This is a genomic window from Bradyrhizobium sp. USDA 3650 (genome assembly GCF_054057395.1).
This window is the reverse complement of record NZ_JBSRZG010000001.1, coordinates 652,008-672,842: the sequence shown is the minus strand read 5'-3', so window position 1 is coordinate 672,842 and position 20,835 is coordinate 652,008. Positions and strand designations below refer to the sequence as shown.

The following is a 20,835-nucleotide window of genomic DNA, read 5'->3' as shown; positions in this document are numbered from 1 at the left end:
AATTCGATTTGCAATTGGTAGCTGTAGTTCAATAACACCAAAATGTCCGCCTGCCAACGCCGCCGGAGACATTGCGGATTGTAGTTGCTTGCCGGTCAGCCGGACGGCGGTGGTCGTTCGGATGGTCCGGGCAGCGCGTAAGCCGCCCGGACCTGATCCGACGATCTACAACGTCATCTGCATCGGTTCGGGATAATAATGGAATCCTTCACCGGCCTTGGCGACATGGCCATAGCCCGGCCATGCGAAGTGATACGACATCACGGGCGTCTTATTCGCCGCAAGCATAGTCAGCAGCTTGACGCGCGATTCTGCCGCCTGCTTGGGATCGGTGTCGTAGGAGAATTCCATCCGCGGCCGCTCGAGCAGCAGGACGGGATGGTGCGAGAGGTCGCCCATGAAGGCGAAGGACTTGCCGGCCGACGAGACCATGAAGATGGTATGGCCGACGGTGTGACCGGGCGCTGCGATCGCCTGAACGCCCGGCAGGAATTCCTGGCCATCCTTGAAGAACACGATGCGGTCGCGCACCGGCAGCAGGTTCTTGCGGGCGTGAACGACGAAATCCTTGGCGTCGCTGCCAAGCTTGCCTTCGTCGGTCCAGAAGTCGAAATCGGTCTGCGAGATGTAGATCTGCGCGTTCGGAAACAGCGGCTTGCCGCCGTCGTCCACGATGCCGCCGATGTGGTCGATATGGGCATGCGAGCAGACCACTGCGTCGATGTCCCCGGGCTTGATGCCTGCCTCGGTCATGCTCTTCTGCTGCCGGCCGGTGGTGGCGCCGAACATCTTAGAGCTGCCCATGCCGGTATCGAACAGGATGAGCTTGTCGCCGGTGTTGACGATCGGCGAGTTCTGTTCGAGCACGACATTGTCCGGCGACAGGAAATTGTCGGCGAGCATCTTCTTCACCTCTTCCTTGGGAACGCCGGTGAAGGTGCCGGAGGGGTCGCCGAGCGGAAGCGGTCCGTCGGACACGATGGTGACTTCGGCATCGCCGAGAACGAAGCGGTGCCAGTAAGGCGTCTGGGTGCCGAGCTTGGGAGCGCGCGCCATCGCGCTGCTGCCGAGCATTGCGCTGGCACCAAGGCCAGCCCCGAGGGCGATCAAGGACCGACGTGAGACATCGATTGTCATGCGTTTCCTCCGCTTTTGTCTTTTGTTTTGCGCAATTGTTTGCGCGTTACCAACTGTGCGGCTGAATGCAATCAATGATTGTGTCGCGATTGTGTCTCTTGACCGCGCGTTGTAGCGGGACCGCAAGTTTCTTTCTGCGTCGCGAACGCCGTCTCACGCAATCCGCGGCACCAGGTCGCTCCCTTCCGTTTCGGCAAAGCCCGCCTGTAAAACTTCTTCGCGCTTGTGGCGTAGATGCGCGCGCAGGATATGGGCGAGGCCGACGCCATCGCGCCTCTGCAGTGCGTTCAGGATGGCATCGTGCTCCTGCACGGCGACCGCCCAGCGCTCGGGCGTCATCGGCGTGACATAGCGCGCGCGCCGGATGCGCGCGGTCACGGACGCATACAACCCCGCAAGCACCGGGTTTCCGGCCGCAGCGACGATGCCTTCGTGAATGGCGCGGTTGCCGCGATAGTACTGGATCAGGTCGCCCTCGCGATGATGATGCACCATCTCCGCATGCGCGGCGGCGATCGCGGCGATCTCGGCATCGGTGATGCGCTCGCAGGCGAGCTCGCCGGCGAGCGCCTCGAGACCCTGGCAGACCTCGAACAGGTCGCGCATGTCCTTGTCGGTCAGTTTTGCCGCGCGCGAGCCGCGGTGGGGCAGGAGCTGCACGAGCCCTTCGGCGGCGAGCACCTTGAGCGCCTCGCGGAGCGGGGTGCGCGATATCTGCAGCCGCTCGCACAGCTCGCGCTCGGGAATCCGCGCGCCCGGCGGGATTTCGCCGTCGAGCAGGATGGCCCGGATGCGGCCGACGACTTCCTCATGCAGCATGGGTCTGAAGTCCATTTGAATGCAAAAATGGAGCTATACCCGAAATAATGCAAGTTCCCGCTTGTAAATCGGTAATTTTGCATTCAAAAATGTAGAAAAGCAGAAGGACATGAGGAAATGGACCAGCAGGTGGTGGCGGAAGACCTCGTTTTCGAGCGCCAGGACGGCATCGGGCGGATCACCTTCAACCGCCCGCAGGCCCGCAACGCCTTCACCTTCGCGATGTACGAGCGGCTTGCCGCGATCTGCGAGGAGATCAACGACGATCACGCGATCAAGGTGCTGGTGCTGCGCGGGGCCGGCGACAAGGCCTTTGCCGCGGGCACCGACATCAATCAGTTCCGCGATTTCAAGTCGCCGCAGGACGCGATCGACTACGAGAACCGCATCGATCGGGTGCTGACCACGCTCGAGCAGTGCCGCGTGCCGACGATCGCGGCGATCAACGGGTTCTGCACCGGCGGCGGCGCGGGCATTGCCGCGGCCTGTGACCTCCGCATCGGCACCCAAAGCGCGAAAATCGGTTTTCCCATTGCCCGCACGCTCGGCAATTGCCTGTCGATGTCCAATGTCAGTCGTCTCACCGCGCTGATCGGCGCCGCCCGCGTCAAGGATCTGATCTTCACGGCGCGGCTGGTCGACGCGACGGAGGCCGCCAGTGTCGGGCTGCTCGGCGAGGTCGTCGAGGATCTCGCCGCGCTCGACCGGCGCGCGGATGAGGTTGCCAGGCTGCTCGCCAGCCACGCGCCGCTGACGCTGAATGCGACCAAGCAGGCCGTGGCGCGCCTGCAAAGGCGGCTGACGCCGGACGAGGGCGAGGACCTCATCCTGATGTGCTACACGAGCCAGGATTTTCGCGAAGGGCTCGATGCTTTCCTCACCAAGCGCGCGCCGCAATGGCGCGGCCAATAGGACGCCCCGATGCAAAGCGATCGCTCGCAATCAACCTCCGCCCGTTCGGGGCCGCTTGCCGGCCTCAAGGTCATCGACCTCACCCATGTCATGGCGGGGCCGACCTGCACCTTGATGCTGGCCGACATGGGCGCCGACGTGATCAAGATCGAGAAATCGCCGAACGGCGACGACACCCGCCATTCGGTGCCGCCGAAGATTGGCGACGAGGCGGCCTCCTTCCTGATGATGAACCGGAACAAGCGCGGCATCGTGCTGGATCTGAAGACCGAGGGCGGCAAGCAGGTGTTGCGGCGGCTGATCGCGGGCGCCGACGTGCTGGTCGAGAACTTTGCGCCGGGCGCCATGGAGCGCCTCGGCTTCGGCTACGAAGACCTGCACAAGCAGCATCCAGCGCTGATCTATTGCTCGCTGTCGGGCTTCGGCCGCACCGGGCCCTACAAGCATCGCCGCGGCTTCGATCTGGTCGCCCAGGCCATGAGCGGCATCATGAGCTTTACCGGCGAACGTCCCGATGGTCCGCCCGTGAAATGCGGTCCGCCGCTGTCCGACATCACCGCCGGCCTGCTGGCGAGCATGGGCATCCTCGCGGCCTACACGCACCGTCTCAAGACCGGGGAAGGGCAGTGGGTCGAGACCTCGCTCTATGAGGCCGCGCTGGTGCAGACCTATTGGCAGTCGACCATCGCGCTCGCCGCGGGCACCGCGCCGCGCGCGATGGGTTCGGCCCATCCGCTCAACGCGCCATATCAGGCTTTCGAGGCCTCGGACGGCTGGCTGGTGGTCGGCGGCGCCAACAAGAAGCACTGGCTGTTGATGCTCGACGCGCTCGGTGCGAGCGAGCTTGCATCCGATCCGCGTTTCATCAACGGCGCCGACCGCATGGCCAATCTGAAGGAGCTCGAAGCCGTCCTGAGCAAGCGCTTCCGCACCCGGACCCGGGCGCACTGGCTGGCGGCGCTGGACGAGAAGGGCGTGCCGTGCGGACCCGTGCACGACATGCTGGAGGCACTCAGCGATCCGCAGACGCTGGCGCGCGAGATGGTCGTCGAGGTCGAGCATTCCACGCTCGGTCCCGTGAAAACGATCGGCTTGCCGGTCAAGTTTTCGGAGACCCCAGGCAAAGTGCGTACGGGCGCGCCGGTCTACGGTGAGCATACAAGCGAGGTGCTGGTCGAGCACGGGTTCGACCAGAAGCAGATCGAAGCGCTCGAACAAGAAGGCGCAATCGTGCTGGCATCGGGAAGACGCGAGGAACGCGTCGCCTGACCGGACGTCGAAACAACAAGAGACAAAAATCAGCTGGAGGACATCATGGGTCGGACGTCAACATTTCTGCTCTCCGCAGCCGCAATTGTGCTCGCCGGCACGATGCCGGCGCTCTCGGCCTGGCAACCCCAAAAGCCGATCGAGTTCGTTGCGACGGCCGGGCCCGGCGGCGGCACCGACAATCTCGCGCGCGCCGTGCAGAACATCATCACCAAGCACAAGCTGGTGGAGCAGCCGATCGTCGTCGTCAACAAAGGCGGCGGCAGCGGCGCGGAAGGCTATGTCTACGGCAAGGCCTCCGCGGGCGATCCCTACAAGGTGATCTTCGGCACGTCGAATGCCTGGCAGCAGCCGCTCGTCTCCAAGGTCGCTTTCAACTACACCGATCTCACTGCGATTGCGGCAATGGCGCAGGACGAGTTCCTGCTCTGGGTCAAGCAGGACGCGCCCTACAAGACGGCGGGCGACTATCTGAAGGCGGCCGCGTCGGGCGAATTCAAGATGGGCGGCGCGCAGTCGAAGGATACCGACGAGGTGCTGACCCGCATGATCGAGAAGGCCGGCCACATCAAGCTGACCTACATCCCCTTCAAGAGCGGGGCCGAGACCGCCGTGCAGCTCGCCGGCGGACACCTCGACTCCCACGTCAACAATCCCAGCGAAAGTCTCGGGCAATGGCGCGGTGGAACGCAACGGCCGCTTTGCGTTTTCAGCCCGAAGCGGTTGCCGCAGGGCGCCAAGGTCACCGCGACCGAAGGCTGGGGCGACGTTCCGACCTGCGTCGAGCAGGGTCTCGACATCAAGCAATATGAGCAGCCGCGGACAGTGTGGCTCCCCGGCAAGGTCACACCGGACCAGGCCGCGTTCTATGTCGACCTGATGAAGAAGGTGCAGGCGACCCCGGACTGGAAGGACTACATCGAGAAAACCTCCCAGGTCGACACCTTCCTGACCGGCGCCGAGTTCGACAAGTTCATCAAGGAGGACCTCGAGCACCTCAAGCAAGTCGCGGGCGAGCAGGGCTGGTTGGTCAAGTGAGGTGGCGCAGGCCTCAAACTCCGCCGTCGTCCCGGCCTAGTGCGCAATTGCGCACGGGGGGGCCGGGACCCATACCGCGTGATCTATCGAGGAGTGTTGGTCGTCGTACCGATGTGGATTTAACGTCAAGTCGTCGTCAAACGCCTTCCTGGGGTTATGGGTCCCGGCTTTCGCCGGGACGACAGCGAACGCTGGGAAAACACGTGCGTCATAACCGGCCACTGTATCTGGGCTGACCGGAGCTCCTCAATGATATCGCGACGCGCCCTTGAACTTGCGACTGCCATCCTCACGGGTGGTTTTGGCGTTGCAGTTGTGGTCCAGAGTCTCGATAACGGTATCGGCTGGTCGAGCGCGGGCGTGGACGCCGGGACGTTTCCGTTCCTGACCGGCATCATCATCGTGCTTGGAAGTCTCTACAATCTGGTGCGCGCTTTGATGCCGGTTACGTCACTGGCGAACGTCCCCATTGCCATCACGTCGATCGAGTTGCGCCGCCTTGCCGGCCTGTTCGTGCCGGCCGCGATTTTCGTGGCTGCGATTCCGTTGCTCGGGATGTACGTCGCCTCAGCCCTGTACATCTTCGCGGTGCTCGCGATCCCCCGACAACAATCCGTGCCGCGCGCGCTTGGCACGGCGGCGGCGACAGCACTTGCGCTCTACGTCGTGTTCGAGCGCATGTTCCAGGTGAGCTTGCCGCACGGCGCGCTCGCCGCGGCATTCGGCTTCTGACGGAGAGGCCGATGGACAATCTTGGAGAACTCCTTCACGGCTTTGGCATCGCGATCACGCTGCCGCATCTGGCGCTGATGGTGATCGGCGTGCTGCTCGGCATCCTCGTCGGCGTGCTGCCCGGGCTGGGTGCTCCGAACGGGGTGTCGCTGCTGCTGCCGCTGACCTTCGGCATGCAGCCGGTCTCCGCCATCATCCTGCTGTCCAGCATGTATTGGGGCGCGTTGTTCGGGGGGTCGGTGACCTCAATCCTGTTCAACATCCCGGGCGAGCCGTCGTCGGTCGCCACCACCTTCGACGGCTACCCGATGGCGCGCGATGGACGTCCGACCACGGCGCTCGCCACCGCCTTCGGTTCGGCGGCCTTCGGCGCGCTGATCGGCGTCATCCTGATCACCTTCCTCGCGTCATGGGTGGCGCAGGTCGCACTTGCCTTCGGGCCGGCGGAATATTTCGCGGTCTATTTCCTGGCCTTCGCCAGCTTCGTCGGCATGGGCGGGGCGGCCCCGATCAAGACCATCGTTGCACTGGCGATCGGCTTTGCGATCGCCGCCATCGGCATCGACACGGTCTCCGGCAGCGTGCGCCTCACGATGGGCGTCGACGAGCTGGTCAAGGGCGTGAACTTCGTCGTCGCGGTGATGGGGTTGTTCGGCATCGGCGAGCTGCTCGTCGCCGTCGAAGAGGAGTTTCATGCTCGCGCGGTCTCCTCGAAGATCGAGTGGCGCGAGGTATTTCGCGCGATCGGCCGCCTGCCGCGGCATAGCGTGGCACTGCTGCGCAGCGCGGCCATCGGATGCTGGATGGGGATCACGCCAGGCGGCCCGACCGCGGCATCCTTCATGAGCTACGGCATCGCCCGCCGCTTCTCACGCCGCGGCCGATATTTCGGCACCGGAGAGGTCGAAGGCATCATCTCGCCGGAGACGGCCGATCATGCCGCCGGCACCAGCGCGCTTCTGCCCATGCTCTCGCTCGGCATCCCCGGCTCGGCCACTGCGGCCGTCATGATGGGCGGGCTCATGATCTGGGGTCTCAATCCCGGGCCGATGCTGTTCGTCGACCAGAAGGACTTCGTCTGGGGCCTGATTGCCTCGATGTATGTCGGCAACATCGTCGCCGTCGCGCTCGTGCTGCTGACCGTTCCGGTCTTCGCCGCCCTGATGCGGATTCCCTTCGTGATCATCGCGCCGCTGATCGTGATCATCTGCGTCGTCGGCGCCTATTCGGTGTCGAACTCCTATCTCGACGTCGTCATGATGCTCGGCTTCGGCATCGTCGGCTATCTCTTCAAGAAGCTGTTCTATCCGCTGGCGCCACTCGTGCTCGCGATCGTCATCGGCGACAAGGCCGAGGACGCGTTCCGGCAGTCGATGCTGATGTCCAAGGGATCGCTCGGGATCTTCTTCGCCAACAAGCTGGTGACATGTCTGATCGTGGCCGGCATCGCGCTGTTGCTGCTTCCGCTCGTGCTGCAGCTTGCGCGCTTGCTGCGCAAGCCTGCGCCGTCGATCCACGAGACGACAGCCCAGAACACAGCTCAAGAGACCGCTCGGGAGAAAGTGATCATATGACCGCACAGCCGCTCATTGCATTGGCAATGGGAGATCCCGCCGGCATCAGCCCGGAATTGACCGCCAAGCTCGTGGTGCATGACGACATCCGCGCCCGCAGCCGGATCGTCGTGATCGGCGACCGCCGCATCTTCGATGCGGGCGCGCGCATTGCTGGCGTCAAGCCGGAGCTGAAGACAGTAGAGCAGGGGGCGGATTTGCGCGCGGCGGAGGGCGAGACGCTGTTCGTCGATCTCGGCCACCTCGACCCTGGCGACATCAAGCAGGGAGTTGCGAGCCTTGCCGGCGGCAGGTTCGCGCTTGCCAATTACAAGCACGCGCTCGAACTCGGCCGCGACGGCCGGGTCGATGCCGTCTGCTTCACGCCGTTCAACAAGCAGGCGATGCGGCTCGCCCGCGCCGAGTATGACGACGAGATCGCGTTCTCCGCGGAAGTGGTCGGACTCAATACCCCCGCAAGCGAGTTCAACGTGCTGGACCGGCTCTGGAACGCCCGCGTGACGTCCCACATCCCGCTCAAGGACGTTGCCGCGCGACTGTCCAGCGAACGCATCCATCGTGCGCTCAAGCTGACCGATGCCTGCATGCGCAATGCCGGCTTCGCCCGGCCGCGCATCGCGGTCGCCGGTCTCAACCCGCATGCCGGCGACGGCGGCAATTTCGGCCGCGAGGAGATCGATGTCATCGCGCCCGTGGTCGCGGCCGGCCAGCGCGAGGGCATCGCCGCCGAGGGGCCGTTCCCCGCCGACACGGTGTTTTTGCGTGCCAAGGGCGGCGCCTTCGATGCGGTGCTGACGATGTATCACGACCAGGGCCAGATCGCGATGAAGCTGATGGGCTTTGATCGCGGCGTGACGTTGCTCGGCGGCTTTCCATTCCCGATCTGCACGCCCGCGCACGGCACCGCCTACGACATCGCCGGCCAGGGCGTTGCATCGATCGGCGCCAGCCGCGCCGCGGTGTTGCTCGCGGCAGAGATGGCCGCGCGTCGCCTCACATGATCCGTTGCTATTTCGGCAGAGGCATCGTCAGCTCTTTGTCGGCGGTATCCACCACGAACACGGCAAGCAGCTTCGCTGGCTCGGTGTCGCTGGCATTGGCGCTGACGGCATGGCGGTCGCCGGGCTTTTCAGAGAAGTTCTCGCCCTTGTGAAAGACCTTGGCGGGGCCGTCATTGACCTGACTGCGGATCGCGCCTTCCAGGACAGTGGCGTAGATGAAAGCCGAGGGCGCGTGGATGTGGGCCGGTGAGGACCCTCCGGGACCATACTCGACCAGCACGCCCTTCATGCTCTTGCCGGGGACATTGGGCAGCGCCTGGTCGAACACGACCGTCACCTTGGCCGTGGGTGTCGCCGTCTCGGCGGCATGGGCCGTCAGGAATGATGCGGCGTAAACGGCGGTCGCGATCAGCAATCTGCGCATGGGAGTCTCCTCAAAGCCTCGCGAGCCATGTTGCGAGCGGCGTCATCCCGAGCCGCGCCTCGCCAAGAGGGTTCAGCGATGTGTCGTCGATGGGAGCGCCGTAGTACGGCGCCTTTGGGTCTCCCATCACGGGTCGGGCGTCGCCGGACGCCTTCAGGCGCCGTGCGATGAATTCATTGAAGGGCGCCTTCTCGGGTCCTGCGATATCGATCGTGCCGTTGAGCGGCTGGCCCATCGCGACCTCCGCGAGGCGATCGGCGACGTCCTCGGCTGCGATCGGCTGAAACAATGCCGTGGGAACGACGATCCGGCCCTCGGCCGCACCCATGTCACCGATGGCGCTGAGGAATTCGAAGAACTGGGTGGCGCGAACGATCGAGTAGGGGACCGGAGATGCCTTGACGATGGTCTCTTGCGCGAGCTTCGCCCGAAAATAGGCGATGTCGGGCGAGCGCTCGGTCCCGACGATCGAGAGTGCCACATGATGCTTCACGGCCGCAGCCGCCTCGGTCGCAGCGAGGTTTTTGCTCGAACGCTCGAAGAATTCGAGCACGGCGGCAGGCTCCCAGGACGGCGCGTTGGCAACGTCGACGACGACATCCGCGCCCGCCAGCACTGCTGCGAGGCCTTCCCCAGTCACGGCGTTCACGCCTGATTTCGGCGAAGCCGCGACCGCGTCGTGGCCTTGCTGCTTGAGCTTCGCTACGAGCTTGGATCCGATCAATCCGGTCCCGCCGATCACGACGATCTTCATGGCATGCCTCCTCGGCACGTTGCGGGCGCGAGCGTTTCAGGATCGACGGCGCGCGCGTCGCGAAAGCGATGAGGCGACTCTTACCGGGGAAATGGGGCAGGCTCTTGCCTGTAACCGGCCTGCCTTGTCCAAAAATGCTGAAGACGTCTGTCCGATCGCCGATAGATAAAGTCGCGCATCGAAATAGTCCGACGCGCGGAGCGCAACGCTGACGCCGGCATCCCCAGCGGCGCTCGCTAGATTGCAGCACTTCCTTCGTGTCGTCGTTCGGTTACAGACGGCATTCGTACCACGCAGCGGAACCCGACATGGCTGGTCGAGGTATCGACCGGCTCCGCGTGCCGCGCAGCCGGACGATATCGACGGCAATAGTTCGGCGCGCACAGGTGCGAGCCGCCCTTGAGGACCTTGCGCGGAATTTGGATGTCGGGGAGGCGAGGGTCGTAACTTGTGTGCTCACCGCCGCCGCGGGGATTTTTGGGGATGCAGCAGGGCTTTGCAGCGTCGGCGGCGTGTTTTGACGACCACCAGTCGGAGGTCCACTCCCAGACATTGCCGATCATGTCGTAGAGACCGTAGCCGTTCGGCGGGAAGGCCATGACCGGCGAGGTACGCTCGTACCCATCCTCGCCGAGATTCTGGACGGGGAAGTTGCCCTGCCAGATATTGGCCATGTGCTTGCCGCCCGGCATCAGCGCATCGCCCCAGGCGTATTCCTCCGCCTCGAGGCCGCCACGCGCCGCGAACTCCCACTCCGCCTCCGTCGGCAAGTCCTTGTCGGCCCAGCGCGCATACGCTGCCGCATCGCTAAAGGAGACATGGACGACGGGATGGTCGTCGAGGTCCTTGATGTTGCTGCCGGGACCATAGGGATGACGCCAGTTGGCGCCGCGCAGGAAAGTCCACCACTGGCTCCAGTCGGTGAGATCGGTGATGCGCGGCAGCGGGGAGAACACCAGCGATCCCGCGTAGAGCATCTCCGCCAGCGCGCCTGGATAGTCCTTCGGATCGGGAACGACCTGCGCCTCGGTGACATGGCCGGTTGCGTCGACGAACTGCTTGAACTGCCGGTTAGTCACCGGCGTGCGGTCCATCCAGAAGCCGTCGACAGCGACGCGATGGCTCGGCGCTTCCTCGGGATAATGATGGTCGGATCCCATGCGAAAGGTTCCGCCGGGGATGAAGACCATCTCGCCGGTCTTCAAATCATCCGGCAACCACTCGCAGTGATCCAGATCCGCTCGCAACATGGTGGAAGCTCCGATACGCGCATTCCACCCGATGCTACTGCAGCAACTCTGGCAGACTTCGACGATCGCCCTTTGCCGGGCACGTTGGACGCATTGTTTGGTCCCCTCTTTTTTGGTGCTCGGGGGAGAGGAAGACGCCGCATTGCGTCAACATCTCTTTCCTTCGCACGCACGTTTTCGAGTACGCGGCAAATCCATGCCGCGTCCGCTCTGCCATCCGCAGAGCCCGTTCGCTCAATGCCGCTAAGGTTGCAAACGGTACCCGAAGATTGGACGGCTGTGATGTGCAGTTTGTGCCAGTCTGCGCGGGCATTTGGTGAGACCTAATGCCCCCATTTCGCAAACCCTCAATGCAGAGGCATTTCGCTGGCATATCTCGCGACAAATTCGGCGATGATTTGCCTCAAAACGCGAAGTCAGCCTGTAGTACCCACCTCGCGTTGTGGTGGTATTTCGCTATCGCGTGCCGCAGAATTGTCGCGCTTCAGTAACACGGTCCAGCCATGGGGCAATTCCTCCTGGTTGATTCGCGCAAGCTGGATGGTTTCGAAGGTCTTCAGCAGGCCGTCCACGGCTCGCATGTCGATGTGATGCAACTTGGCCGCGGTCGGTTGCGCGGAACGTTATCCCATGTCGGCATCGGAGACTTCTCGCTCAGCATTGGTGCTTTCAACGTCGGCATGCGCACGCAGCGGGTTTCCAGCGACGACAGACTGATCATCGGGATGCTGCTCGCAGCCGAAGAGCGCGTCGCCCACTGGTCGTTCGACATGCAGCTCAATGATGTGCTCGTCATTCCGCCGCGGCTCGAACATGACGGTGTTTTTCACGGCGGCTCCGCCTACGCCGCCATGCGCTTCGACCTCAATGAAGTCGCGACGCTGTTCGGCGGAGAAGCGCGCCTGAGCGACCCCGACACCTGGCGCAGCCGCGGTCATTTCCGCGCGCACATCGAGACCGGCGCGATCGCCTCGCGCCGCCTGGTCCGGATCATGTCGCACCTGCGCGACAACAAACATGGGTTGACGCCATCAACTGCCGATTTCTGGAAGCGATCGATCGCCGAATGCATGGCTGCCAACGTCGCTTCGTCGCTGCCACCCGATGGCAACGGCTGGCTGCCTTCCGCGCGACGTCTGATCCGCAAGGTCGAGGAGTTTCTCGACGACGCCGGCACCCGTCCGGTGCACGTGTCGGAAATTTGCGTGGCGCTCGGCGTTTCGCGGCGCACCCTGCACCGCGCCTTTCAGGAAGTATTCGGTCTCGGCCCGGTCACCTTCCTCAGGCACAAGCGTCTCTGCGCTGTTCATTCGATCCTGCACCGGAGCGCACCCGGCTCGACCACCGTGACGGCCGTCGCCATGCAGCAGGGCTTTTACGAACTCGGCCGGTTTTCGCAATATTACCTCGCAATGTTCGGGGAGCGTCCGTCGCAAACGCTTGGAATTGCGACGGTGCAGGCCGTCGAAGACGATATCACCAGAGCCTGGCGCTCTGAGTCTGGACCGCGAACGAGGCCATGATGGCATGCATGCTGGTGTTTTGCCCGCGTCAAACGGCGAAAAAATACGTCATTAAAACAACGACATGGCTACTGTGCATGGGGTTGTTTTCACGGGTTTGAGTTGGATGGGCAGGCCGCCTCCAGCTTCACGCCCCGCAGACGATCACGCCATACCAGCCCAGGCCGCGATAGGTCTCGTAGCCGGGCGTCGCATGGAACGCGACCAGCGTGCCCGAGCCGTCCTGATAGAAGCCGGAGCGCTGGCCATTGAGCGACAGCGAGATGCGTTCGCTGAGAATGCCTTGTCCGTCAGAAGCGGCGATCACGCGAAGATTGGAGTCGACCAGCAGCACGCGCGCCTTGTCGCTGTCGCCGACGCGCACGCCTTGCACGATGGCGCGGGCCTGGGCCTCCCAGTCGAAATGGATGGCGAGCACCCCGATCGGCGCGCCGTTGGCCTGGCCGCCGGAGCGGATACTGGCGCAATAGGTTGCGACCTGCGCGTTGCCGAGCAGCGGCTGGTTCTCGACGTCGCCGGCGACATAGTCGTCGCCGGAGCGCAGGGTGTTGGCCTCGCGAAACCATTTGGTGTGGGCGACGTTCTGGCCGACGGCGCGAAAGCGGTCGGCGCGGCCGTTGGCGATGACGTTGCCCTCGAGGTCGCAGAGCCAGAGGTCGAGATAGACGGTGTAGGCCCCCAAGATCACGCCGAGACGCTGCGAGGCGTGGGACACGGCCGTGCCGTCGGGCGAGGCCGCGCAATCGACCAACGCTGAATCGGTCGCCCACCAGCGCACGTCGCAGGTCCGTTCATAGAGGTTGCGGTCGATCAGCTCGATGGCGTTGAGCGATAGGTCCACCATGCGCTCGCCGCGCGAGCGCTGGCTCATGCGGTCGATCGAGGAGACGAGATCGCCGGTTCGTTTCGTCAGTTGGCTTTCAAGCTCGCGGGCGATGGTCTCGACCTGCTGGCCGACACCGCGGACCTCCTGCGCCACCACGGCGAAGCCCGCGCCCTGCGCGCCGGCGCGCGAGCTTTCGATCAGTGCGTTCAGCGCCAGCATCTTCATCTGGTTGGTGATCTGCTGGATCGCCTTGGTCTTGTCGACCGCGATCTGGTTGACCTCCGCCGTGAGGCGGTTGATCAGCGCGGAGATGTCGGAATCATCATCAGCGGGTTCATTTGCGATCGGCTTGGCTTTGAGACCCAGCGCAGCAGACATCGGGGGCTTCCCTTGGCAATGAGGTCTGATCTGCAACGAACCCGGAACAATCACTGACAGATCGAATACGATTCTTTTTCGGAGATTCCGCCTAACGCCTGCTTAATTTGCTGTTTTGCGGAATGCTCAAATGATAGTCAGTCCGCGCAGCAAAGCGGCAATCCACCGCTTTGTGCAGCCCAGACATTGCAAATCCCGGGGGATTGCGAGCCAATCGTTCCGTCGGCCGGGCGATGCGATACCTCCGGCTCCCAGGTTCCTCCAACCGACCGCTGTTCATGACGCCGCCCGCCACCGCCTTGCCCGTCGAAGCGCCCCAGGCATTCCTGGGGGTGGCGCGCTCGCTCACCGACAAGCTCTGGCGCGACCGGCTGGATGCGCGCGGGGCGGCGAAAGCGCTTGCCATCGTGCAGCGCCACCAACTGCCCGAACTGCTGGCGCGGGTGCTGGCAGGCCGCGGCGTCGACAGCGATGCCGTCGCCGATTTCCTCGATCCCACCATCCGCAAGCTGCTGCCGGACCCGTTCACGGTGACGGAGATGGAAGCCGCCGCGAAGCGGATCGCGGATGCCGCAGCGAACGGCGAGAAGGTCGCGATCTTCGGCGACTACGATGTCGACGGCGCGACCTCGGCGGCGCTGCTGACCTGGCATCTGCGCCATTGCGGGCTCGATCCGCTGATCCACATTCCCGACCGCATCTTCGAGGGCTACGGGCCCAACACGGAGGCCGTGCGCGCGCTGGCCGAAAAGGGCGCCACGCTGCTCGTCACCGTCGATTGCGGCACCACCAGCATCGAGCCGCTCGCCGAAGCAAAACGTCTTGGTATGTCGGTCGTCGTGATCGACCATCATCAGGCCGGCACGGAGCTGCCGGAGGTCGACGCGCTGGTCAATCCGAACCGGCTCGACGATCTCTCCGGCCTCGGCCATCTCGCCGCCGTGGGCCTCGTGCTGGTGACGCTGGTCGCGGTCAATCGTGAATTGCGCCAACGCGGCTTCTGGAATACGGAGATGCCCGAGCCGGATCTGCTCGGCATGCTGCATCACGTTGCGCTTGGCACGGTTGCCGATGTCGCGCCGCTGATCGGTCTCAACCGCGCGTTCGTCGCCAAGGGCCTGATCGCGATGCGGCGGCGCGACCATGTCGGCCACACCGCGCTGATGGACGTGGCGCGGCTCAACGGCCCGCCGGAGGCCTGGCATCTCGGCTTCATGCTGGGGCCGCGCATCAATGCCGGCGGCCGCATCGGCCGCGCCGATCTCGGCGTGCGGCTGCTTTTGGAGGGTGACAGCGTCGAGGCCGCGCGGATCGCAGCCGAACTCGACCGCCTCAACAGCGAGCGCCGGATCATCGAGCAGGCGGCCGAAGCGCAGGCCGAAGCCGAGGCGCTCGCCTCGATCGGACTCGAAGACAAGATCGGCGTGATCGTCACGGCCTCCGAAGGCTGGCATCCCGGCGTGGTCGGTCTCGTTGCGTCCAGGCTGAAGGAGAAGTTCTCGCGGCCCGCCTTCGCGATCGCGCTGGAGCCCGGCGGAATCGGCACCGGCTCCGGCCGCTCGATTGCCGGCGTCGATCTCGGCAAGGCCGTGCGGCAGGCGGTCGCCGACGGCATTCTGCTCAAGGGCGGCGGCCACGCGATGGCTGCGGGCGTCACGCTGCGGAAGGAAAAGCTCGCCGAATTTCGCGCCTATCTCGAGCATGCCCTGGCGCGCGACGTTGCCGAGGCGCGCCACGTCAACGAGCTCTACATCGACGGCGCGGTCTCCGCGCGCGCGGTGACGACCGAGCTTGCAACGACGCTCAACCGCGCTGGTCCCTTCGGCAGCGGCAATCCGGAGGTCGTGTTGGCGCTGCCGGCGCACCAGCTCGTCTATGCCGACGAGGTGGGACAGGCACATTTGAGGCTACGCTTCAAGTCGGGCGACGGCGCCATCGTCAACGGCATCGCGTTCCGTTCGATCGGACAGAAGCTCGGCAACGCGCTCGTTGCCAATCGCGGCCAGCAATTGCATGTCGCGGGATCATTGTCGGTCGATCGCTATCAGGGCGCCGAGCGTGTGCAATTCCGCGTCATCGACGTCGCGCTACCCGACCAGGGACCATCCATGATTAGATAGGCCGGCAAACAACAAAAAAGCTAACAGAAAAAAAGAAAAAAGGGAGTGAACATGGCAGGGCAGGTTGAGGGCAAGGTCGCGCTGGTGACCGGCGGCGCATCCGGAATTGGCGAGGCAATTGTCGAGCTGTTCGCGCGCGAGGGCGCCACCGTCATCGCCACCGACATCGACGAGCTGCGCGGCCCCGAGCTCGCCAATCGCATCACCAAGGCCGGTGGCAAGGCGATTTTCCTGGAGCAGGACGTCACCAGCGAAGAACGCTGGATCGAGATCGCAGCCGAGATCGCGAAGCGCTTTGGCCGGCTCGATATTCTCGTCTCGAACGCCGGCATCGGCATTGCCGTACCCTCGATCGTCGACATGACGCTAAACGACTGGCGCAAGCAGAACGCGATCAACCTCGATGGCGTCTTTCTCTCGGTCAAGCATTGCCTACCGTTGATGCGGAAGACCGGCGGCGGCTCGATCGTCATGATGTCCTCGCTCGCGGGCCTGCGCGGCGCGCCCGGGCTGTCGGCCTATTCGGCGACCAAGGGCGGCGTGCGGCTGTTCGCAAAGTCGATCGCGATGGAGTGCGCGGCCGTCGGTGACGGCATCCGCGTCAACTCCGTCCATCCTGGGATCATCGACACGCCGATCTGGGGCAAGATTCCGACCGGCGCGACCGGCAACCAGGGCAACGCGCCGATCGACCCAGACGAGCGTGCGCGCGTGGTCACGCCGCTCGGCCGGGCCGGCCAGGCTGCGGAAATTGCCTCCGGCGTGCTGTATCTGGCCTCTGATGCCTCGCGCTACGTCACCGGCAGCGAGCTCGTCATCGACGGCGGCATGAATGCCGGCGGCGTGCCGCGGCGGCAATAGCCCGCCGCGCGGGCTGCGAAGGGCAGGGTGGCGCCCGCGGGGGCTGACGCGCAGGCGTCGGACCTGTACAACGCGGGCGTCTTCCGATCGACAGAGGTGTCCTTCCGCCATGGCGCACAGCCTTCACTCTTCGTCATCCACACCAGCAACGTTTCGCTCGAACCGTCCGGATCTCGCGAGCGACGCGATCCGCAGCGCGCGCGAGGATCTTGCCGCCTGCTTTCGGATGGCTGCGCGCAACGGCTTTGAGGAGGGCATCTGCAACCACTTCTCGGCCGTGGTGCCGGGCCATGACGATCTCTTCCTGGTCAACCCCTACGGCTACGCCTTCCGCGAGCTGACCGCGTCAAAACTGCTGATCTGCGACTTCCACGGCAACGTGCTCGACGGCGAGGGCGTGCCCGAGGCGACCGCGTTCTACATCCACGCCGAGATGCACAAGCGCCTGCCGCGCGCCAAGGTCGCCTTCCACACCCACATGCCCTATGCCACGGCGCTGTCGATGACCGAGGGCGAGCCGCTGATCTGGGCCGGCCAGACCGCGCTGAAATTCTACGGTCGCACGGCCGTGGACCGCGACTACAACGGCCTCGCGCTCGACAACCGCGAAGGCGCGCGCATCGCGTCCAGCGTGGGGAATGCCGACATCATCTTCATGAAGCATCACGGCGTGATGGTGCTGGCCCCGACCATCGCGGAGGCCTGGGACGATCTCTATTATCTCGAACGCGCCGCCGAGGTGCAGGTGCTCGCGATGTCGACCGGGCGACAGGTGCTGCCGGTCGATCCCGCGATTGCGGCCGAGACCTACAGGCAGATGCGCGAGGGCGATTCCGAATCCGCGCGGTTGCACCTGGCCGCAATCCGTCGCCAGCTCGATGCGGAGGAGCCGCAGTATAGGCATTGAAGCGCGTTACGACCCCTGCCGCAGCTTCGCCAGCACCTTCAGCCCGCCATAGCCGTCCGCAGGCGTGATGCCCGCGCGCTGCTGAAAATCCTTGATTGCCTTCATGGTGTCGTTCCCGACGCGACCGTCGGTGCCGCCGGTGTCGAAGCCGGCCTTGGTCAGCCGCGTCTGCATTTCCTGCACCTCCGCGAGGGTCAGCGCGCGCTCGGAGCCGGGGAATGGCTGGATGAAGGGCGGGGCGCCGAGGCAACGGTCGCCGAGATGGCAGATCGCCAGCGCGTAGTTCATCGAGGGGTTGTAGCTCTTCACCGCGTTGAAATTCGGTCCCAGCAGAAACGTCGGCCCGCCCGCAACCGGCGCCCATATCTGCGCCGATGCGGAGGGTTGCGGGAATGGCTGACCGTCGGCGCGGGTGACGCCGGCCGCCTGCCAAGCCGCATAGGTCCGGCTGCCGCTCATCTCACCGGGCGTGCGCACCTCGTAGCCCCAATGCTCGCCGCGGCGCCACTTGCCGCGATTGACGAGATATTTTGCGGTCGAGCCCAGCGCGTCGTCGGGCTTGCCGAACGGCGACACCTTGCCGTCGCCATCGTAGTCGATGCCGACATTAAGCCAGACCTCCGGCATCCATTGCGAATGCCCCATCGCGCCGGCCCAGGATCCCTGCATCTGCTCCGGCGTGCTCCAGCCCTTGTCGACGATGCGTAGCGCGTTGATCAGCTCGGTCTCCCAATAGGTTTTGCGCCGCGGCTCGTTCCAGGCGAGCGCGGCGAGTGAGGGAAACACAGGCGTCATGTGGTTCTGCTGCACCAGCGGATCGCCATAGGCGGACTCGACGCCCCACAGCGCCAGCAGCGTACCGCGCTCGACGCCGAAATCGCGCTCGATGCGTGCGAGCAGCGCCTCGTTGTTCTTCAGCGCGATCTTGCCGTTGATGATGCGCCAGTCGGAGACGCGGCGGTTGATGTATTGCCAGACCTGCTCATGGAATTCGGGCTGGTTGCGCATCTGCTTGAACACGCTCATGTCAGGCTCCACCCGCGCCATCGCGCGCTGCCATGTGGCGGCCGAAATGCCTTTCGCCATGGCACGTGCGCGAAAGCCCTCGCGCCATTCCTCGAAGCCTGGAGGCGCGGCCAGGATGCGCGTTGGGATTGCGACGAGTGCGGCTGCGCCGAACGTGGATCGAAGCAGAGCGCGGCGGCTGCGAGAGGCTATGGAATCAGCGTGTTTCATGGACCCATTCTAGCGGGAAACATGGTGGCTGTGACCAGTTCCTGGAACTGCAGGAACAGACGCGGGCCCCGCGTTCCCCGGAACAAACTGTCGCACTCCCGCATTCCCCCAGCATCACGTTCGAGGAGGAGAAGATGAGGAAATATCTGTTTGCCGCCGCCATGGTCACCGCCATCGCCGCGCCTGCGTTGGCCGACGAAGTCGGCGTTCACGTCGGTCCGGTCGGTGCCGGCGTGACGGTCGGACAGTCTCACGAATATCGTGAGCGGGACCGCGATCGCGACCGCACCACCGTCATTAGGGAGCGCGAACCCGCCGACCGCACTACGGTGATCAAGAAGGAAGATGAGTTCGGCAATCGCAGCAAGACCGTGATTCATCACGACAACGATTGACGGAGTGGGGCCCCGGCCGATCGCCGGGGCCCTCCGTCGCACGCAGTCCGTTCATCGAGAATTCGGGGTGGAATGAAGATACGCGCGCATGCGGAAAGCCATGTCGTCGAGTTGGACGACGGATCGCGATGGCAGATCTTTCCCGGCGATCTCGCGACCACGCTGAGCTGGAAGCCCGAAACCGATCTGCACCTGGAACGAAGCGGCGAGCGGGTGAGTTCGCATGAGCTGGTGAACGACGCCGACCAAAGCCGCGTCCGGGTGATCGCAGCGGGCGAGACCTGGCCTGATGGCGAGGTTAAGAAAGTGTTGAAGGGCGGGTAGGGCGCACCTGCAATAGGTCGGATATCCCCAATTTTGAGCCTGTCACTTTACGGTCGGTTTGCCTCCGTCTGCGCACAATGCGTGAATGCAGGAGCTGTTCGACATTATCCGTGCCAATCCCTGGCCGTTCGGCGCCGGGTTGTTCGTCGTCATCCTGATGATCCTCGCGGAGAACTTTGGCCGCGGTATTCAAGGCGACGGCGCCGTCAGTGACTTCTCGGATTCGGACGGTGGCGGCTGCGGCGATGGAGGAGGCGACTAGGGCCGGTCAGCGGCGAACGCGCTTCGCCTAATCCTCCTGCAAATCGGCTGCGATGCCTGCGAGCCAGCGGCGAATGCTTGCTTCGGCCTTGGCGTCGAGACCGGCGGCAAGGCGCTTCTCCAACGCAATCACCCGTTCCCGACACGCGCTTCAAAAGCGTCGCGCCGCGCGGCGTCAGCGTCCACTGCTGGATGCGGCCGTGGACGGGATGGGGCGTCATCACAATCGCACCGTCACGTTCGAGATTGCGGATGATGACGCCGACCGTCTGGGGCGTCAGAAAGGTGAGGCGGGCAACGTCGGCGCCCGAGAGGCCCGGATAGGCATTGAGCATGGTCAGCACCGCGAATTGCGGCGAGGTGACACCGAGATCGGCCAGCGACCGCTCCATCGTCAGACGGACTGCGGCGTGGGCCTGGCGCAGCAGATAGCCGAGATAACCCTGCTCGCCGCGCTTGCCTTCCCCTGGGGCTGGGACGCGCGCGGCGGTGGCTGCCTGCCGCCGCGGTTGCGATCTCGTGATATCAGGCGGCTTGCGCGTCATGTAAGTGCTCTTATAAGGTATCAGCACTCTTACAATACCACGAGGTGAACGGCAATGTCACACGCCCGCAGCGAATATGAGGATTTCAAGAAGATCGCGCCCGACGCGTATGAGCTGGTGCTGGCGCTCGGCCAGGTCGCGGCCAAGGCCGGCCTCGACAAGCAGCTTCTCGAACTGGTCAAGCTGCGGGCATCGCAGATCAACGGCTGCGCCTTCTGCCTGCAGCATCACATCCTGCTTTCGGAGCGGATCGGCGTGCCCGTCGACAAGCTCAATTTGGTCGTGGTCTGGCGCGAGGCGCCGATCTTTTCCGCCCGGGAACGTGCCGCGCTGGCCTGGGCCGAGGCGCTCACCTGCCTGCCCGACGGAGTCGGCGAAGACGTGTACGCCGAGGCGAGCCGTGAATTCTCCGAGACCGAGCTGACATACCTGACCTCGGCGGTCGCCTCGATCAACGTCTGGAACCGTTTTGGTGCGGCGTTTCGCTGGACGCCGGCGAAGCGGCCGGTCGCAGCGAATGCGGCGGCATCCTGATTGCAACGAAGGGAG

Annotated in this window: 22 protein-coding genes and 1 pseudogene; 14 read left to right on the top strand and 9 right to left on the bottom strand. The window is 64.5% G+C overall.

Annotated features, from left to right (window positions below; genetic code table 11):
- Positions 1-165 precede the first annotated feature (165 nt).
- Together ACVIN2_RS03310 and ACVIN2_RS03305 are read right to left on the bottom strand one after the other, a co-directional pair.
- Positions 166-1,137 (bottom strand): MBL fold metallo-hydrolase, encoded by a 972-nt coding sequence (locus ACVIN2_RS03310; RefSeq protein WP_456764477.1) that lies wholly within the window; start codon positions 1,135-1,137, stop codon positions 166-168.
- Positions 1,138-1,290: 153 nt separating this feature from the next.
- On the bottom strand, positions 1,291-1,956 hold the full coding sequence (locus ACVIN2_RS03305) for a GntR family transcriptional regulator (RefSeq protein WP_456764476.1): 666 nt from the start codon (positions 1,954-1,956) through the stop codon (positions 1,291-1,293).
- 117 nt (positions 1,957-2,073) lie between these two features.
- Between ACVIN2_RS03305 and ACVIN2_RS03300 the strand changes: the two genes are divergently transcribed.
- The 6 genes from ACVIN2_RS03300 to ACVIN2_RS03275 all read left to right on the top strand — a co-directional run bounded on the left by ACVIN2_RS03300 (position 2,074) and on the right by ACVIN2_RS03275 (position 8,482).
- Complete coding sequence (locus tag ACVIN2_RS03300) at positions 2,074-2,868, top strand: enoyl-CoA hydratase/isomerase family protein (RefSeq protein ID WP_456764475.1); 795 nt, start codon at positions 2,074-2,076, stop codon at positions 2,866-2,868.
- Positions 2,869-2,877: 9 nt separating this feature from the next.
- Positions 2,878-4,137 (top strand): CaiB/BaiF CoA transferase family protein, encoded by a 1,260-nt coding sequence (locus ACVIN2_RS03295; RefSeq protein WP_456764474.1) that lies wholly within the window; start codon positions 2,878-2,880, stop codon positions 4,135-4,137.
- 45 nt (positions 4,138-4,182) lie between these two features.
- Positions 4,183-5,175 (top strand): Bug family tripartite tricarboxylate transporter substrate binding protein, encoded by a 993-nt coding sequence (locus tag ACVIN2_RS03290; protein ID WP_456764473.1) that lies wholly within the window; start codon positions 4,183-4,185, stop codon positions 5,173-5,175.
- Between the two features lie 249 nt (positions 5,176-5,424).
- On the top strand, positions 5,425-5,907 hold the full coding sequence (locus ACVIN2_RS03285; RefSeq protein WP_456764472.1) for a tripartite tricarboxylate transporter TctB family protein: 483 nt from the start codon (positions 5,425-5,427) through the stop codon (positions 5,905-5,907).
- Between the two features lie 11 nt (positions 5,908-5,918).
- Positions 5,919-7,481: a tripartite tricarboxylate transporter permease gene (locus tag ACVIN2_RS03280; protein WP_456764471.1), complete on the top strand. Its 1,563-nt coding sequence runs from the start codon at positions 5,919-5,921 to the stop codon at positions 7,479-7,481.
- Positions 7,478-8,482: a 4-hydroxythreonine-4-phosphate dehydrogenase PdxA gene (locus ACVIN2_RS03275; RefSeq protein ID WP_456764470.1), complete on the top strand. Its 1,005-nt coding sequence runs from the start codon at positions 7,478-7,480 to the stop codon at positions 8,480-8,482. The genes ACVIN2_RS03280 and ACVIN2_RS03275 overlap by 4 nt, the downstream gene beginning before the upstream one ends.
- Positions 8,483-8,489: 7 nt before the next feature.
- On the opposite strand, the gene ACVIN2_RS03270 is transcribed toward ACVIN2_RS03275, so the two are convergent.
- The 4 genes from ACVIN2_RS03270 to ACVIN2_RS03255 all read right to left on the bottom strand — a co-directional run bounded on the left by ACVIN2_RS03270 (position 8,490) and on the right by ACVIN2_RS03255 (position 11,482).
- Complete coding sequence (locus ACVIN2_RS03270) at positions 8,490-8,906, bottom strand: cupin domain-containing protein (protein WP_456764469.1); 417 nt, start codon at positions 8,904-8,906, stop codon at positions 8,490-8,492.
- A 10-nt stretch (positions 8,907-8,916) separates the two neighbouring features.
- Entirely contained in the window at positions 8,917-9,660 is a 744-nt protein-coding gene (locus ACVIN2_RS03265) for an SDR family oxidoreductase (RefSeq protein ID WP_456764468.1), read from the bottom strand.
- A 236-nt stretch (positions 9,661-9,896) separates the two neighbouring features.
- On the bottom strand, positions 9,897-10,910 hold the full coding sequence (locus ACVIN2_RS03260; RefSeq protein ID WP_456764467.1) for a formylglycine-generating enzyme family protein: 1,014 nt from the start codon (positions 10,908-10,910) through the stop codon (positions 9,897-9,899).
- 416 nt (positions 10,911-11,326) lie between these two features.
- Positions 11,327-11,482, bottom strand: coding sequence for a hypothetical protein (locus ACVIN2_RS03255; protein WP_456769883.1), 156 nt, complete (start codon positions 11,480-11,482; stop codon positions 11,327-11,329).
- Between ACVIN2_RS03255 and ACVIN2_RS03250 the strand changes: the two genes are divergently transcribed.
- Positions 11,414-12,433, top strand: a complete 1,020-nt coding sequence (locus ACVIN2_RS03250) for a helix-turn-helix domain-containing protein (protein WP_456764466.1) — start codon at positions 11,414-11,416, stop codon at positions 12,431-12,433. The genes ACVIN2_RS03255 and ACVIN2_RS03250 overlap by 69 nt on opposite strands.
- A gap of 127 nt (positions 12,434-12,560) precedes the next feature.
- Here ACVIN2_RS03250 and ACVIN2_RS03245 read toward each other — a convergent pair whose 3' ends face one another.
- Complete coding sequence (locus tag ACVIN2_RS03245) at positions 12,561-13,637, bottom strand: methyl-accepting chemotaxis protein (RefSeq protein WP_456764465.1); 1,077 nt, start codon at positions 13,635-13,637, stop codon at positions 12,561-12,563.
- 278 nt (positions 13,638-13,915) lie between these two features.
- On the opposite strand from ACVIN2_RS03245, the gene recJ reads away from it, so the two are divergent.
- The 3 genes from recJ (at position 13,916) to ACVIN2_RS03230 (ending at position 17,525) form a co-directional block, all read left to right on the top strand.
- Positions 13,916-15,757: a single-stranded-DNA-specific exonuclease RecJ gene (gene recJ, locus ACVIN2_RS03240; RefSeq protein WP_456764464.1), complete on the top strand. Its 1,842-nt coding sequence runs from the start codon at positions 13,916-13,918 to the stop codon at positions 15,755-15,757.
- Between the two features lie 51 nt (positions 15,758-15,808).
- A complete protein-coding gene (locus tag ACVIN2_RS03235; protein WP_456764463.1) occupies positions 15,809-16,618 on the top strand; it encodes an SDR family NAD(P)-dependent oxidoreductase in 810 nt (269 codons plus the stop codon).
- 109 nt (positions 16,619-16,727) lie between these two features.
- A complete protein-coding gene (locus ACVIN2_RS03230) occupies positions 16,728-17,525 on the top strand; it encodes an aldolase (protein WP_456764462.1) in 798 nt (265 codons plus the stop codon).
- A 6-nt stretch (positions 17,526-17,531) separates the two neighbouring features.
- Here ACVIN2_RS03230 and ACVIN2_RS03225 read toward each other — a convergent pair whose 3' ends face one another.
- Positions 17,532-18,761, bottom strand: a complete 1,230-nt coding sequence (locus ACVIN2_RS03225; RefSeq protein WP_456764461.1) for a lytic murein transglycosylase — start codon at positions 18,759-18,761, stop codon at positions 17,532-17,534.
- Positions 18,762-18,895: 134 nt separating this feature from the next.
- Here ACVIN2_RS03225 and ACVIN2_RS03220 point away from each other — a divergent pair, with 134 nt between their 5' ends.
- The 3 genes from ACVIN2_RS03220 to ACVIN2_RS03210 all read left to right on the top strand — a co-directional run bounded on the left by ACVIN2_RS03220 (position 18,896) and on the right by ACVIN2_RS03210 (position 19,742).
- The gene (locus ACVIN2_RS03220) at positions 18,896-19,156 is read left to right on the top strand and encodes a hypothetical protein (protein WP_027517762.1); all 261 of its coding nucleotides are present in this window, start codon (positions 18,896-18,898) and stop codon (positions 19,154-19,156) included.
- Between the two features lie 72 nt (positions 19,157-19,228).
- On the top strand, positions 19,229-19,480 hold the full coding sequence (locus tag ACVIN2_RS03215) for a hypothetical protein (RefSeq protein ID WP_456764460.1): 252 nt from the start codon (positions 19,229-19,231) through the stop codon (positions 19,478-19,480).
- An 85-nt stretch (positions 19,481-19,565) separates the two neighbouring features.
- The gene (locus ACVIN2_RS03210; RefSeq protein WP_247286161.1) at positions 19,566-19,742 is read left to right on the top strand and encodes a hypothetical protein; all 177 of its coding nucleotides are present in this window, start codon (positions 19,566-19,568) and stop codon (positions 19,740-19,742) included.
- 27 nt (positions 19,743-19,769) lie between these two features.
- On the opposite strand, the pseudogene ACVIN2_RS03205 reads toward ACVIN2_RS03210, so the two are convergent.
- Positions 19,770-20,286 (bottom strand): annotated as a pseudogene (locus ACVIN2_RS03205) (MarR family winged helix-turn-helix transcriptional regulator).
- Between the two features lie 54 nt (positions 20,287-20,340).
- Between ACVIN2_RS03205 and ACVIN2_RS03200 the strand changes: the two are divergent.
- Entirely contained in the window at positions 20,341-20,820 is a 480-nt protein-coding gene (locus ACVIN2_RS03200; protein WP_211395952.1) for a carboxymuconolactone decarboxylase family protein, read from the top strand.
- The last annotated feature ends 15 nt before the right edge of the window (positions 20,821-20,835 follow it).

What these genes read in the sequence shown, in the direction of transcription:
- ACVIN2_RS03200 (WP_211395952.1), top strand. Translation starts at nt 20,341, where the DNA reads ATGTCACACGCCCGCAGCGAATATGAGGATTTCAAGAAGATCGCGCCC.
- ACVIN2_RS03250 (WP_456764466.1), top strand. Translation starts at nt 11,414, where the DNA reads ATGGGGCAATTCCTCCTGGTTGATTCGCGCAAGCTGGATGGTTTCGAA.
- ACVIN2_RS03285 (WP_456764472.1), top strand. Translation starts at nt 5,425, where the DNA reads ATGATATCGCGACGCGCCCTTGAACTTGCGACTGCCATCCTCACGGGT.
- ACVIN2_RS03290 (WP_456764473.1), top strand. Translation starts at nt 4,183, where the DNA reads ATGGGTCGGACGTCAACATTTCTGCTCTCCGCAGCCGCAATTGTGCTC.
- ACVIN2_RS03230 (WP_456764462.1), top strand. Translation starts at nt 16,728, where the DNA reads ATGGCGCACAGCCTTCACTCTTCGTCATCCACACCAGCAACGTTTCGC.
- ACVIN2_RS03210 (WP_247286161.1), top strand. Translation starts at nt 19,566, where the DNA reads ATGCAGGAGCTGTTCGACATTATCCGTGCCAATCCCTGGCCGTTCGGC.
- ACVIN2_RS03220 (WP_027517762.1), top strand. Translation starts at nt 18,896, where the DNA reads ATGAGGAAATATCTGTTTGCCGCCGCCATGGTCACCGCCATCGCCGCG.
- recJ (WP_456764464.1), top strand. Translation starts at nt 13,916, where the DNA reads ATGACGCCGCCCGCCACCGCCTTGCCCGTCGAAGCGCCCCAGGCATTC.
- ACVIN2_RS03300 (WP_456764475.1), top strand. Translation starts at nt 2,074, where the DNA reads ATGGACCAGCAGGTGGTGGCGGAAGACCTCGTTTTCGAGCGCCAGGAC.
- ACVIN2_RS03275 (WP_456764470.1), top strand. Translation starts at nt 7,478, where the DNA reads ATGACCGCACAGCCGCTCATTGCATTGGCAATGGGAGATCCCGCCGGC.
- ACVIN2_RS03225 (WP_456764461.1), bottom strand. Translation starts at nt 18,761, where the DNA reads ATGAAACACGCTGATTCCATAGCCTCTCGCAGCCGCCGCGCTCTGCTT.
- ACVIN2_RS03305 (WP_456764476.1), bottom strand. Translation starts at nt 1,956, where the DNA reads ATGCTGCATGAGGAAGTCGTCGGCCGCATCCGGGCCATCCTGCTCGAC.
- ACVIN2_RS03235 (WP_456764463.1), top strand. Translation starts at nt 15,809, where the DNA reads ATGGCAGGGCAGGTTGAGGGCAAGGTCGCGCTGGTGACCGGCGGCGCA.
- ACVIN2_RS03280 (WP_456764471.1), top strand. Translation starts at nt 5,919, where the DNA reads ATGGACAATCTTGGAGAACTCCTTCACGGCTTTGGCATCGCGATCACG.
- ACVIN2_RS03265 (WP_456764468.1), bottom strand. Translation starts at nt 9,660, where the DNA reads ATGAAGATCGTCGTGATCGGCGGGACCGGATTGATCGGATCCAAGCTC.
- ACVIN2_RS03260 (WP_456764467.1), bottom strand. Translation starts at nt 10,910, where the DNA reads ATGTTGCGAGCGGATCTGGATCACTGCGAGTGGTTGCCGGATGATTTG.
- ACVIN2_RS03310 (WP_456764477.1), bottom strand. Translation starts at nt 1,137, where the DNA reads ATGACAATCGATGTCTCACGTCGGTCCTTGATCGCCCTCGGGGCTGGC.
- ACVIN2_RS03270 (WP_456764469.1), bottom strand. Translation starts at nt 8,906, where the DNA reads ATGCGCAGATTGCTGATCGCGACCGCCGTTTACGCCGCATCATTCCTG.
- ACVIN2_RS03215 (WP_456764460.1), top strand. Translation starts at nt 19,229, where the DNA reads ATGAAGATACGCGCGCATGCGGAAAGCCATGTCGTCGAGTTGGACGAC.
- ACVIN2_RS03245 (WP_456764465.1), bottom strand. Translation starts at nt 13,637, where the DNA reads ATGTCTGCTGCGCTGGGTCTCAAAGCCAAGCCGATCGCAAATGAACCC.
- ACVIN2_RS03295 (WP_456764474.1), top strand. Translation starts at nt 2,878, where the DNA reads ATGCAAAGCGATCGCTCGCAATCAACCTCCGCCCGTTCGGGGCCGCTT.